The 12,644-nt window shown below is 58.5% G+C and carries 10 protein-coding genes; 6 read left to right on the top strand and 4 right to left on the bottom strand.

The window, feature by feature from the left end; translation table 11 throughout:
- The first annotated feature begins 132 nt into the window (after positions 1 to 132).
- From JT51_RS00225 to JT51_RS00200, 6 genes are all read left to right on the top strand, one after another.
- Positions 133 to 1,092, top strand: coding sequence for a dihydrodipicolinate synthase family protein (locus tag JT51_RS00225; protein WP_037306647.1), 960 nt, complete (start codon positions 133 to 135; stop codon positions 1,090 to 1,092).
- Positions 1,083 to 2,015 carry a proline racemase family protein gene (locus JT51_RS00220; protein WP_037306645.1) on the top strand — a complete coding sequence of 311 codons (933 nt, stop codon included), beginning with the start codon at positions 1,083 to 1,085 and terminating at the stop codon, positions 2,013 to 2,015. Before JT51_RS00225 ends, JT51_RS00220 begins: the two co-directional genes overlap by 10 nt.
- Positions 2,012 to 3,250 (top strand): NAD(P)/FAD-dependent oxidoreductase, encoded by a 1,239-nt coding sequence (locus JT51_RS00215; RefSeq protein ID WP_037306643.1) that lies wholly within the window; start codon positions 2,012 to 2,014, stop codon positions 3,248 to 3,250. Before JT51_RS00220 ends, JT51_RS00215 begins: the two co-directional genes overlap by 4 nt.
- Positions 3,251 to 3,259: 9 nt before the next feature.
- Complete coding sequence (locus tag JT51_RS00210) at positions 3,260 to 4,285, top strand: trans-3-hydroxy-L-proline dehydratase (protein WP_037306641.1); 1,026 nt, start codon at positions 3,260 to 3,262, stop codon at positions 4,283 to 4,285.
- 124 nt (positions 4,286 to 4,409) lie between these two features.
- Entirely contained in the window at positions 4,410 to 5,552 is a 1,143-nt protein-coding gene (locus JT51_RS00205) for a tetratricopeptide repeat protein (RefSeq protein ID WP_037306638.1), read from the top strand.
- Between the two features lie 240 nt (positions 5,553 to 5,792).
- A complete protein-coding gene (locus JT51_RS00200) occupies positions 5,793 to 8,006 on the top strand; it encodes an NADP-dependent isocitrate dehydrogenase (RefSeq protein WP_037306636.1) in 2,214 nt (737 codons plus the stop codon).
- A gap of 287 nt (positions 8,007 to 8,293) precedes the next feature.
- On the opposite strand, the gene JT51_RS00195 is transcribed toward JT51_RS00200, so the two are convergent.
- The 4 genes from JT51_RS00195 to JT51_RS00180 are packed head-to-tail and all read right to left on the bottom strand — an operon-like array spanning position 8,294 to position 12,493.
- Positions 8,294 to 9,400, bottom strand: a complete 1,107-nt coding sequence (locus JT51_RS00195; RefSeq protein ID WP_037306634.1) for a transporter substrate-binding domain-containing protein — start codon at positions 9,398 to 9,400, stop codon at positions 8,294 to 8,296.
- A gap of 44 nt (positions 9,401 to 9,444) precedes the next feature.
- Positions 9,445 to 10,707 (bottom strand): transporter substrate-binding domain-containing protein, encoded by a 1,263-nt coding sequence (locus tag JT51_RS00190; protein WP_037306632.1) that lies wholly within the window; start codon positions 10,705 to 10,707, stop codon positions 9,445 to 9,447.
- Positions 10,708 to 10,729: 22 nt separating this feature from the next.
- Entirely contained in the window at positions 10,730 to 11,515 is a 786-nt protein-coding gene (locus JT51_RS00185) for a PP2C family protein-serine/threonine phosphatase (protein WP_037306630.1), read from the bottom strand.
- Between the two features lie 3 nt (positions 11,516 to 11,518).
- Positions 11,519 to 12,493, bottom strand: coding sequence for an FHA domain-containing protein (locus tag JT51_RS00180; RefSeq protein ID WP_037306628.1), 975 nt, complete (start codon positions 12,491 to 12,493; stop codon positions 11,519 to 11,521).
- Between the last annotated feature and the right edge of the window lie 151 nt (positions 12,494 to 12,644).

Raw genomic sequence — 12,644 nt, 5'->3', positions numbered from 1 at the left:
CGCCGATCTTCCGATCCGGCGCGTTTTTTCGTTTGCGCCCGTTTTCTGGATTTTGTATCCAATATCCGATGCGACGAGTCGCAAGGGCGTGCTCTGCCCGCTTTCACGATGAATTTTGGAAGGATAGCTTTGATGTCGACCAGTGTTTTCACCGGCACCATGCCTGCGCTGATGACCCCCTGTAAGGTAGACCGGACGCCGGATTTCGACGCGCTGGTGCGCAAGGGTCAGCAGATGATCGACGCGGGTATGTCGGCGGTGGTCTATTGTGGGTCGATGGGTGACTGGCCTCTGTTGACTGATGAACAACGGATGGAAGGTGTCGAACGGTTGGTCGCAGCAGGGCTGCCGGTTGTGGTCGGCACCGGCGCCGTCAATACCAAATCCGCTGTGGCACACGCGGCCCATGCGCAGAAAATGGGGGCTGTGGGCCTGATGGTCATTCCGCGTGTTTTGTCGCGTGGCAGCTCTCCGACCGCGCAAAAGAACCATTTCAGGGCGATCCTGTTCGCCGCGTCGGAGGTGCCCGCGATCATCTACAACAGCCCGTATTACGGGTTTGCCACCCGTGCCGATCTGTTCTTTGCACTGCGGGCTGAACATTCCAATCTGATCGGTTTCAAGGAATTTGGCGGCAAGGATGATTTGCGCTATGCCGCCGAGAACATCACCAGCCAGGATGATCAGGTGACCCTGATGGTTGGGGTGGATACCGAGGTTTACCACGGTTTTGTCAACTGCGGCGCAACCGGGTCGATCACCGGGATCGGAACCGCCCTCCCGCATGAGGCGCTGTTGCTGGCAGCGCTGTCCAAACGGGCGGCGCGGGGCAATGCCGAGGCACGACAACGGGCGCAGGAACTGACCGAGGCTATTCAGGTCTTGTCCAGCTTTGACGAAGGCCCGGATTTGGTGCTGTATTACAAGCATCTTCTGGTGCTGAACGGCGAACATGAATACCGCCTGCACTTTAACGAAACCGATGAGTTGACCGATGCACAGCGCAATTACTGCGAACAGCAATATGAGCTGTTCCGCAACTGGTATGCCGATTGGTCCAAACAGGGCGGGGTGATCGCTGAATGCATGTGATCGACAGCCACACCGGGGGGGAGCCGACGCGAGTCATCCTTGACGGTGCACCTGATCTGGGATCGGGTCCTTTGGCTGATCGTGCCCTGCGTCTGGCGACCGAACATAAGAAATTCTATCGCTCAGTCATGCTGGAGCCGCGCGGTCAGCCCGCGATGGTTGGCGCGCTGCTGGTTGAGCCGGTTGATCCGTCCTGTGTGGCCGGTGTGATCTATTTCGATGTGGACGCGGTGCTGGGCATGTGTGGCCATGGCACGATCGGCCTGACCGTCACCCTGGCGCATCTGGGGCGGATTGATATCGGATGCCATAAGATCGAAACGCCCGCTGGTATCGTGACAGTTGAGCTGCATGACGCCAACACCGTCACTGTCACAAATATCGAAAGCCGCCGGGTCCAGCGTGGTGTGACGCTGGACGTACCGGGGTATGGCGTGGTGACGGGGGATGTGGCCTATGGTGGCAATTGGTTCTTTATTGTCGATCCCAGCCCAATTCCGGTAGAGCCCGGCAATATTCGGCACCTTACCGATATGACAGTCGCCATCCGAAAGGCTTCAGTCACACAGGGGATCGGAGGCGAACAAGGCGAGCTGATTGACCACGTGATCTTTCAGGACACCTCAGCCGATCCGGGGGTACATGGCCGCAATTTTGTGTTGTGTCCCGATGACAACTATGACCGTTCACCCTGTGGCACCGGTTGCTCGGCGCGGCTGGCCTGTCTGGCCGCCGACGGGCAACTGGCGCCCGGTGAAGAGATCGTACAGCACAGCGTCATCGGCAGCGCCTATCGGCTGTCCTATCAGCCGGGGCCGAGCGGAGGGATCATCCCCTCGATCACCGGGCAGGCCCATATCATGGCGGAGTCGAAACTGATCTTCGCCGACAATGATCCGTTTCAGGCAGGGATCGAGTTTTGACCCAGCAGGTCGTTGTCATCGGGGCAGGCGTGATCGGTATCACGACCGCTTTGGAACTACAGCGTCGGGGATATTCCGTTCTGGTGTTGGATCGCGATGGCATCGCCGCGCAGGCCTCGGCCGGGAACGCGGGGGCGTTTGCGTTTTCCGAGGTTGAACCCCTGGCGACGCCTGGCATCATGCGCAAAGCCCCGAAATGGTTGCTGGATCCGCAAGGGCCGCTGAGCATTCCACCGGCCTATGCGTTGCAGATCGCCCCTTGGATGTTTCGGTTCTGGCGCGCCAGCCGCCCCAGACCATATGGCAACCACCTGCGCGCGCAGGCCAGCCTGATGGAATTGTCCAGTGCAGCGCTGAACCGTTTGATTGCCGCCGTAGATGGTGAGCCGATGATGCAGCGCGACGGCCAAATGCAGCTTTATGAAAGCGCAGCCGAATACCGCGCCAGCCTGCCTGCGTGGGAGCTGCGCCGAAAACACGGGATTGAATTCGAATTGCTGGAAAGTCGCGAAGCAATTGCCGAAAAACAGCCCGGCCTCAGCACCCGGTTCACCCATGCGGGTTTTACTCCGAACTGGATGAACTCTGTCGATCCGAAAAAATGGGTCGAACATCTGGCACAGGTGTTCCGCAGGCGGGGTGGAGTGATCGAAATCCGGAACATCCGGGCGATAAGCCCTGCCGATGGCGGCGTGCGGATCTCTCTGACCAACGGCGAAATTAAAGCGGCCAAGGTCATCCTGTGCGCCGGGGCCTGGTCGCATGACCTTGCGCGGACCCTCGGGGACAACATCCCGCTTGAGACCGAGCGGGGCTATAACACGACCCTGCCAGCAGGCGCGTTTGATCTGCGTATGCATCTGACGTTCTCGGGCCACGGATTTGTGGCCAGCCGGATCAACGGCGGTGTGCGGATCGGTGGCGCGGTTGAATTGGGCGGGCTGAAACTGCCTCCGAACTTCAGCCGGGCAGACACGCTGTTGCAGAAGGCGTCGCAGTTTCTGCCCGGGTTGAATACAGACGGGGGTAAGCAGTGGATGGGGTTCCGGCCGTCGCTGCCCGACAGCCTGCCGGTGATTGGCGCTGCGCCGCAGGCGTCGAACGTTATCTATGCTTTCGGCCACGGTCATCTGGGATTGACCCAATCGGCGGGCACGGCTGAACTGGTTGGGGCCTTGGTCGACGGGCAGCCGCCACAAATACCGCTGACCCCGTTTTCCGCGACCCGGTTTTAAGGACAGAACATGCGCAGCGTCAAAACCATCCACGTGATTTCAGCCCATGCCGAAGGCGAGGTGGGCGATGTCATTGTTGGCGGTGTTCAGCCCCCTCCGGGAGAAAGCCTCTGGGATCAGCGCGCATTCATTGCGCAGGACCAGACCCTGCGCAATTTCATGTTGAACGAACCGCGCGGCGGCGTGTTTCGCCATGTCAATCTGCTGGTCCCGCCCAAACACCCCGAGGCCGACGCCGCCTTTATCATTATGGAGCCTGAAGACACGCCGCCCATGTCCGGGTCAAACTCGATCTGTGTTGCCACAGTGTTGCTGGATGGCGGTATCATCCCGATGCAAGAACCGGAGACCCGGATGACGCTTGAGGCGCCGGGCGGGCTGGTGCGCGTGCGTGCCGAATGCCACAATGGCAAGGCCGAGCGTATCCATGTGCAAAACCTGCCCAGCTTTGTCGATAAGATCGCGGTTCCGCTTGAAGTCGCGGGCATCGGTACCCTGACCGTCGATACGGCGTATGGCGGTGACAGCTTTGTGGTGGTCGATGCCGGGGCACTTGGGCTCGACATCGCGCAGGACGAAGCCCGTGATATCGCACGTCTTGGCGTGGCGATTACCAATGCCGCGAACCAGCAGCTTGGCTTTACCCACCCGGAAAACCCCGATTGGAACCACATCTCTTTCTGTGCCTTCTGCGGGCCGCTTGCGGTATCTGAGGCCGGTCTGACCGGTAAATCCGCCGTTGCGATCCAGCCGGGCAAGGTCGATCGGTCACCGACCGGAACAGCGGTTTCTGCGCGGATGGCGTTGATGGCCGCGAAAGGTCAGATGACGGTCGGGCAGACGTTCGAGGCGACCTCGATCATCGGATCGCGGTTCACCGGCCGGATTGTCGGGCACACTTATGTCGCAGACCGCCCGGCGATCATCCCCGAGATCAGCGGCCGCGGCTGGATTACCGGCACTCATCAGCACATGCTGGACCCGGACGACCCCTGGCCCGGCGGCTACCGGCTCAGCGATACGTGGGGCGTTTGATCAATCATTGCGTTTGGGCGTGTGTATTTTCCGCATCACTTGCAAATAGTTGGGGCGGAAATCTCTTGAGTGCTGGCTGCAAGTTACCACTTTAAGGTGAGTAATTTGGTTTTTGAGAGTTTCGATGCACATACGCCTTGCCGCCCTGATTATCGTAATCGCCACGTTGCTGCTGTCGTTCAATTCGCCTTCCAAATCGGCGGTGAACTATTCGGGATTGGCTGCATCATGTCTGGGCAACAAGGGCGGCATGTCCCATGTGGTCTCGTCCTGTAACACGCTGATGAAGGCCGAGGGGATTACCCCGAAACAACGGGGTAAGCTACTGAATGCTCGTGGCTGGGCTTACTATTGCGGGCGGCAATATGATAAAGCGATTTCCGACTATTCCGGTGCTTTGGCATTACAGCCGGATGATGCTACCTCGGTCCTAAGGCGCGCCATGGCGCTGGACGCTCTGGGAGATAGTCAGGCTGCGCAAGCGGACTACCTGAAAAGGCTGCAGTTAGACCCGGATGGTAGGAATTCGTTGTTTTACAAGGCCAAGTTTGACCTCGGTCAGGGGAATTATTCTGCTGCAATTCTGGGGTTTGAGAAGGTTCTGGACATTGACCCGGGTGATTCTGATGCGGGTTCGCGATTGTTTATCGCGCATTTCGGAAAAGACGGAGTTGACGGAGGGGACCGGTTTCTACGGCAAGCCAAAATGCAATGGCCCGATGAACCCTGGGTGTTTGACGCTCAGGTGAGGTTTGATTTGAAATATACCGGCGATCATGAAAGTGCCATGGAGGCTGTGACACATCTTGCGCGGCTGAAACCCGGAATTGAGTATGAAGGGTTAATCCCTGCCTTGGTTCATCTGAAGATCGGTGAAGAGGACGAAGGCATCAAATACGTCAGGCAATACGCTGCACGGCATCTGGAACACGATTTAGCCAATATGGGCTTGTTCAATAGATGGTATCGTAAATCCGCAAATTGGCTTGTCTTGGGGCAAGATGAGGAATGGCTGTATCGGTACCTGGCGTATGCAACGCTTGGACGACCGGATATTGCCAAGACAGAGATAGATAGTTTTCTGCACAAGTCCGGAAAGAACGGTCGTGCACTTGTGTTGAAACTCATCCAAGAGGCAGGCATTCCCGTTACAAAAGAAGCTGTGGCAGGGTCAGTTCCGCATTTGGATGATGCGATCACGCAATACCTGGATCATCTTGCGAAAACGAGCGGGTTCAGAAAGTATGACCCACCAGAAAAGGGTTAAGGTATCCTGTCGGATGGCCCGATCACCCGAAAAACACCTGAAACTGCAGGTTTTCACCAACCCGTGTCAATTTGCACCGCCTCAAGGCGATTGATCCCAGGCCCAACCTGATTTATGGGAGGCCCTGTCAAATCAGAGTCACCATTGGGGCGGTCGGATACGCGTGCCCCATACGCGCCACGGCTAAGTGGCACACTCTTGGATCGCACGCCCCGAAAGGCTTAAAAAAGGTAAAAGAATATGGCAGATAAATCGAACTTTGATATATTGTATACCATTGTAGACGAAGCGCCCGAACTGGCCAGCGCCTCGTTCCTGCCCATCATTCGCAAGTTCGCCAGCGCCGCGGGTGTCAGTGTCGGCACCAAGGATATCTCATTGGCGGGACGTATCCTTGCGACCTTCCCGGAAAACCTGACCGAAGAACAGCGCATCACCGATGATCTGGCCGCCTTGGGTGAACTGGTGAAAACGCCCGACGCCAATGTGATCAAGCTGCCCAATATCTCGGCCTCGGTGCCGCAGCTGGTGGCCGCGATCGAGGAACTGCAGGCGCAGGGGTATGACATTCCGGCCTATCCCGAAGAACCCGCAACTGATGACGAAAAAGCGATCCGTGCGCGGTATGACGCCCTCAAGGGATCGGCCGTGAACCCGGTTCTGCGCGAAGGCAACAGCGACCGTCGTGCTGCGCGGGCGGTCAAGAACTATGCTCAGAAAAACCCGCATTCGATGGGGGAATGGGCGTCTGACAGCAAGACCAAAGTGTCTTCGATGTCGGGCAATGATTTCTACGCAAACGAGAAATCGGCCACCATCACCGCCGCTCAGGCAGGTGATGCCAAGATCGAATTTGTAGGCAAAGATGGCAGCGTCACAGTTCTGAAAGACGCATGGCCGCTGGCCGAAGGCACCGTGGCCGACGCGACCTTTATGTCGGTCAAGGCACTGTCGTCCTTTTTGACCGAGGCCATTGAAGACACCAAGAAAGACGGCACCATGTTCTCGCTTCATTTGAAAGCGACGATGATGAAAGTGTCGGACCCGATCATCTTTGGCTTTGCGGTCAAAGCGTGGCTGGCCCCAGTGTTCGAGAAATTCGGTGCCGAGCTGGATGCGTTGGGTGTGAACCCGAATTCGGGCCTGGGCGACCTTCTGGATCGCGTCAAGGATAACGCTGAAATCGTCGCTGCCATTGACGCCCTGAAGGCGGACCGCCCGTCCATGTATATGGTCGACAGCGACAAGGGCATCACCAACCTGCACGTGCCGTCGGATGTGATCATCGACGCCTCGATGCCGGCTGTGATCCGTGCAGGCGGCAAGGGCTGGGACGAGGCCGGTGCCAAAGGTGACACCAACTGTGTGATCCCCGATCGCTGCTATGCCAGTGTCTATGATGAGACCGTCAATTTCTTCAAAGCCAACGGTGCGCTGAACCCGGCGACCGTCGGTGCCGTGGCCAACGTGGGTCTGATGGCGCAGAAGGCCGAGGAATACGGCTCGCACCCGACCACATTCCAGGCGCCTGCGGATGGCACCATCCGTATCGTTCTGGCCAATGGTGACACACTGCACAGCCACGACGTTGAACAGGGCGACATCTGGCGGGCCTGCACCGTCAAGAAAGCCCCTATCGAGAACTGGATTCAACTGGCGCTGGACCGCCAGCGATTGACCGGGTCCGAGGCGATCTTTTGGCTGGACGCAAACCGCGCCCATGATGCCGAGCTGATCAAATACGTCAAACCGGCGCTTGAGGCGGCGGGCGCGGCTGACAAGTTCCTGATCATGGCCCCGCGCGAAGCGACCCGTCAGTCGTTGGAGACCATTACGGCGGGCAATGACAGCATCGCCATCACTGGCAACGTTTTGCGCGACTATCTGACCGACCTGTTCCCGATCCTGGAACTGGGCACCTCGGCCAAGATGCTGTCCATCGTCAAGCTGATGAATGGCGGCGGTCTGTTTGAAACCGGTGCAGGTGGTTCGGCTCCGAAACACGTGCAGCAACTGGTGGAGGAAAATCACCTGCGTTGGGATTCAATGGGTGAATTCTGTGCGCTGGGTGAATCGCTGAACTTCCTGGCTGACAGCAAGGGCAATGCCAAGGCGGGTGTTCTGGGTGCCGCGGCTGAGGCCGCAACGCAGGGCATTCTGGACAACAACAAGTCGCCCAGCCGCAAGGTTGGTCAGCCCGACAACCGCGATAGCCACTACTGGTTCGCCCGTTACTGGGCCGAGGCATTGGCGGCTCAATCCGACGATGCGGATCTGGCGGCCGAGTTTGCGCCTGTTGCTGCTGAACTGGCAGCAAAGGAAGGTCAAATCCTTGGTGAACTGGCTGCAGCGCAAGGTGCGGCTGCTGATCTGGGTGGTTACTATCACACCGATCCGGCCAAAGCTGCGGCTGTGATGCGCCCCAGCGCCTCGCTGAACGCAATCATCGACTGAAACCTGTAACCCACGTCGCAGGACGTGGGCTGCTTTGTCAGATTGTGAAAATAGAAAAAGGGGCCGACCCCCAAAGTCGGCCCCTTTTTGAGTGAGTGGGGAGACCGAAGCCTCACCGGTGTAGTTGGAATCATAGTATCTGGATTGAAGTTTCCGGGTATTAGGGGATTCCCGTAGCTTTCGCTTTGACGACTATGAGAAGCGGAAAAATCGGGTTCCACTTTGTGGCCAGACAAAAAAAGGGCCGGTCACAAGACCGGCCCAGTTTGTTCAGGTGAACCGAGGGATCAGTTCGACGCTGCCATCAGTTTCTCGTTATGCTCGCGCAGGGTGTCCGAAACGATGGCGTACCATTCGCCGGATTCCCGCATTTCGTTCAGACCTTTGTTCAGCATCGCCAGATATTGCTTGCCGAAGGGGTTGCTGCGGTGTGCGATAAAGCGCAGCGACTGGGTGGTCGAAACGAACGGGTTTTCCACCAGATCGTTTGTTGTCAGACCCATCTCGCCCATGGTGTCGGACATCAGCTGAACCTCAAAAGTGGCGATATCCGCGCTGCCGGTCAGAACGGCGTCAACGCATTCGCGGGCCGTAACCGGTGCCAGACGGGTGTAATCGTCGCCACCCAGACCGGATGCTTCGAGGTCGAACAGGCCCCAACCTGTCATCCGGCAGATCGTTGCGCCTTCGAACTCTTCATAGCCGGTGGCCGAGGCATACTGGCTTTCCGGCAGGGTGTAGACGCCGAACACGGTGTCATAGACCGGAACCGACGAGTCGAACTGCGTGCAGCGGGTCTGGGTCTCGGGCGACCATTCGAAAGTACGGTTCGTACAATCGGGCATCACCCAAGCCAGCGACACGTCAAACGCGCCCAAAGGCAGCAGGGTTTCCAGATGCGAGTTCCAGTCATCCACGAAGCTGACCGAGTAATCGCGCGCGTTGCCGCCACGGTTCAGGGCAGTGGTCCCCAGTCGGGCGATGAAACCGCCGCCATTCAGCGATTCATCCGCGAACGGCGCCCAGCCGTTACCCGTCACCAGCTTGATCGGCGGCTGATAGACGCTCGAACGTTTGACAGTCGCTGCGCGTGCTTCTTCCGCTGCGATGATTTCCTGAGCGGACTGACCGTTCGGCAGGCTGCCATCCTCACAGGGCAGGGCCAGCACCAGGCCCGGATCCAGCGCGTTCGGGTTGTTGATGACGTTGCGGTTCGCGTTGAAGATCGGCTGATAGTTCGATGTTCCATATGCCGCGATGGCAATGGTGGCCATCGTGTCACCGTCTTCAACGGTGTAGTTGGTGCACGCTTCTTGTGCGGCGGCGGCACCGGCGCTCAGGGCGGTGACGGCTGTTGCCGACATCACGACTTTCTTCAGGTTGAAATTATACATGTCCACTTCCTCCAGACTTTATTTTTGTCAGGCCGGTTGGGGCCTTAGCCATTTTCCATTTGATGACGCAGAGCGGTCGACACGATGTCGCGCCACTCTCCGGATTGTTGCATGATCGCCAGACCCTGGTTGAGCGTCTCAAGGATCGCTTCCCCATCCGGATTGTCTTTGTGAGTCATGATGTTAAGCGACTTGATCGCCGCAAGGTTGGGGTTTTCAAGAATACGGTGTTCGTAACCCAGGCGGGTGATCGCTTCGGCGGCCAGATGGGCCTCGATCGCGACGATATCGGCAGAGCCATCCATCAACGCGTGAAAGCAGTCATCCGGTGACACCGGGCGCAACAGGGTGATCGCAGGCGAGTAAAGGCCAACCGAGTCCATATGCGACAGGGACCAACCTTCGGGGCGGCAGATCGTGGTGCCGGCGAAATCGGCATAGGTCAGGGTCTGCTCATAACCGGAACCGTCGCGGGCAAAGAATGTGTCCACTACTTCGTAGAACGGGTTCGAGAAGTTGTAGGTTTCGCAACGCGTGCGGTCTTTTTCCGACAAGGTCGCCGCTTCTTCACAGTTCGGACGCGACCATGGGAAGGTGCCATCGAAGGCCAGTGTTGGCATCAGCAGGTCCAGATGCGAAGACCAGTCGTTGACGAACTGGATTTTATACGCCTGCTCCGGTGCGGCCCGAAACATCGCCGTTTCTACCAGATTGGTGTAAAGACCACGGTTCGGCAGATCCTCGTCCGTAAACGGGGCGTAGTTGCCACCCGTGATCAGCAACAGTTGACGGTCGCGGATCTCGGGGCGCTCGCCGGTATCGGCGTTGCGGATCAGCGCGGCCGCTTCGGCGCGTGCAGCTTCGATTTCGTCTTTTGCCGCTGCCTTTGCGGCGATCACCGCATCCTCGCTGGCTTTTTTGGCCTCTGCCTCTGCATCGGCAACCCGGGCTTCGGCCTCGGCGATGGCTTTAGCCGCGCGATCTTCTGCTGCCTTGACCAGTTCAGATGCCATTTCGACGGCCATTGCCTCGGCTTCGGTTTCAGGAACGATGGCGGCGCGGCCGACGTCTTCCAGACAGGGCATTGTCAGCACGTCACCCACCCGAATGATGTTGGGGTTGGTTCCAATGACATCGCGGTTGGCGTCAAAGATGATGCGGAAATCTTCCGTTGAATACACCGTGATGGCCAGTTCCCGAAGGCTGTCACCGCGCTGAATTTCGTAGGTCGAGCAAGCCTCTTGTGCAGAGGCTGCGCCTGCAGCGGCAGCAAGTGCCAGGCTGGATATGATAAGATTGGGTCTCATGGGTCCTGTTGCTTTGCCTTGGTTAGTTTCTTGTTGGTTTCACGATGGCGATTGACGTGTTGTCCTGATCCGGATCGTCTTTGGCCCGCAGCGCCTGCCACAACGCACCGGCGATGTCCTGTGCCAGGGCGTCTGCGTTGTCCCGCAGGATCGACTGGATTTCGGCATCGCTGAGATATTGCAACCCATCGCTGCCCAGGATCAGCACATCCGAGGGTTCCAGTACAAAGGGGTCCACCGGACAGTCGACTTTGGGGATCGCGGCGCCCATGATGACCGATGTCAGTTGATTGCGGTCGGGATGCGCCTGCGCTTCGGCTTCGGTCAACGTGCCCTCGGCCACGCGTGCGTCAATCTGCGGTGCCATGGAATGGTCTTCGTTGAGCTGGCTCAACGTGCCGTCGCGGAACAGGTACATGGGGCTGTCACCGATGGAAATCCAAAATACCCGCCGTTCAAGTAACAGCACACCCAACAGGGTTGCGCCCATGTTGAAGCCCGCGCCCTGATCTTCGCAATGGTTTGCGATGGCGGCGTTGGCCTGCATGGCGGCCAGGGGAAGGGCGTCCAACAAGGCAGCTTCAGGGGGGGTCTGTTCCTCAAGCTCGGTGTCCAATGTGCCGCGCCATGCAGCAATCACCAGTTCTGATGCAACTTCACCGGCGGCATGTCCGCCCATTCCGTCGGCGACCACGATATAGGCTGCATTCGCGGTGTCGAACACGCGCGACGCAATCGCGTCTTCCTGCGAGTCGCGCCGGCCCTTTTCCAGGATCAGCGCAATATCATATGCCGGGGTCGCCAGCATCAATCAGGAATCCCGCCAATCAAAGCCATCATCACAGAAGGCGGCAAAACGGAGGGAAGTTTCGCTGATCCGGATCAGGTCACCGCTGGCCAGCGCAATAGTGCTGAGCACGGGCTTGCCATTCAGACGTACCAGATTGGCCTTGCCGCCATGGCCCAGATAGCATTTGCGATCTTCGGGGTCATAGGCAATCACCGCGTGGTTGCTGCGGGAAATGCCGGTGTCCCCGAAATCCAGCTGAATCGCCTGATCATCGTTGCGCCCGATCTGCATCAGACCCTCGGTCAGAGTGACACAAGCGCCCCGACCCGGCCCTGACGTGACGACCAGCCAGCCGACTGGGAAAGTTTCGGGCGCGGCTTCGGTCTTAGCGACGGGTTCGGCGGTTTCAATCAGATCCTGAACGTGGGTGTCTGCCCGTTCGAACCCTAAGAACGTGGTTTTGACGCGGCCGCGACGCTCGGCGGCAGGCGCTGCGGGTTGCGGTTCAGGGGTCGGTTCCGGCGCGGGGTCTTCGGTGACAACCTCGACCACGGGATCGGCTTGTGCAGTTTCAACTTCGGGTTCGGCCTGAGTTGTCTCGACCAGAATGATCTCATCCTCTTCGACGTCGACCTCTTCAGTCACGTGAAGTGTCACGACGGGCTCCGGTTCTTCCAGTTCGGGCGTTTCAGCGACGGGTTCTTCCTGAACCTCGGCGATGACTTCGGCCACGACAACCTCGTCGGCGGGCGCGACGCTTGCCTCGTCCCGGGCTTCGGAAAACGCGGGCATCTTGTCTTCCGGGATCAGTTCCTCGGCTTCTTCATAGCTGTCCGAGGTTACGTTGCCGCCAGCCAAGGCTTCGCGCAGCGCGTTGAAATCCGCGATCGGCTCGGGCTTTTCGACCTCGGGCGTCTGGATTTCTTCCGCTTCGGTTTCTTTGGCTTTGCCGGCACCTTCGAGAAGCCGGCTCAGAGGGCTTTTATATTTGAACATGGTGTCGACACCTTTGTTTCTGGGCACAGGTCATTTGACCGGTGGGGCTGCTACTTTCCTTTGCGCTTTGGGGCGCAAGGCTGCTCATGATTGGAAAACCAAATCACTATTTTCTTTCGCGACGGGCCGGTCCCCGTCTGGGTGGCGAATT

Origin of the sequence: Ruegeria halocynthiae (genome assembly GCF_000743705.1) — a bacterium.
Classification (GTDB): Bacteria; Pseudomonadota; Alphaproteobacteria; order Rhodobacterales; family Rhodobacteraceae; genus Ruegeria; species Ruegeria halocynthiae_B.
Note: the sequence above shows the minus strand (reverse complement) of the source record. Positions and strands in the feature narration are given on the sequence as shown.

Excerpts from the sequence above, each read along its gene's own strand:
- JT51_RS00205 (WP_037306638.1), top strand. The coding sequence starts at position 4,410 with ATGCACATACGCCTTGCCGCCCTGATTATCGTAATCGCCACGTTGCTG.
- JT51_RS00185 (WP_037306630.1), bottom strand. The coding sequence starts at position 11,515 with ATGCTGGCGACCCCGGCATATGATATTGCGCTGATCCTGGAAAAGGGC.
- JT51_RS00210 (WP_037306641.1), top strand. The coding sequence starts at position 3,260 with ATGCGCAGCGTCAAAACCATCCACGTGATTTCAGCCCATGCCGAAGGC.
- JT51_RS00190 (WP_037306632.1), bottom strand. The coding sequence starts at position 10,707 with ATGAGACCCAATCTTATCATATCCAGCCTGGCACTTGCTGCCGCTGCA.
- JT51_RS00220 (WP_037306645.1), top strand. The coding sequence starts at position 1,083 with ATGCATGTGATCGACAGCCACACCGGGGGGGAGCCGACGCGAGTCATC.
- JT51_RS00225 (WP_037306647.1), top strand. The coding sequence starts at position 133 with ATGTCGACCAGTGTTTTCACCGGCACCATGCCTGCGCTGATGACCCCC.
- JT51_RS00195 (WP_037306634.1), bottom strand. The coding sequence starts at position 9,400 with ATGTATAATTTCAACCTGAAGAAAGTCGTGATGTCGGCAACAGCCGTC.
- JT51_RS00180 (WP_037306628.1), bottom strand. The coding sequence starts at position 12,493 with ATGTTCAAATATAAAAGCCCTCTGAGCCGGCTTCTCGAAGGTGCCGGC.
- JT51_RS00200 (WP_037306636.1), top strand. The coding sequence starts at position 5,793 with ATGGCAGATAAATCGAACTTTGATATATTGTATACCATTGTAGACGAA.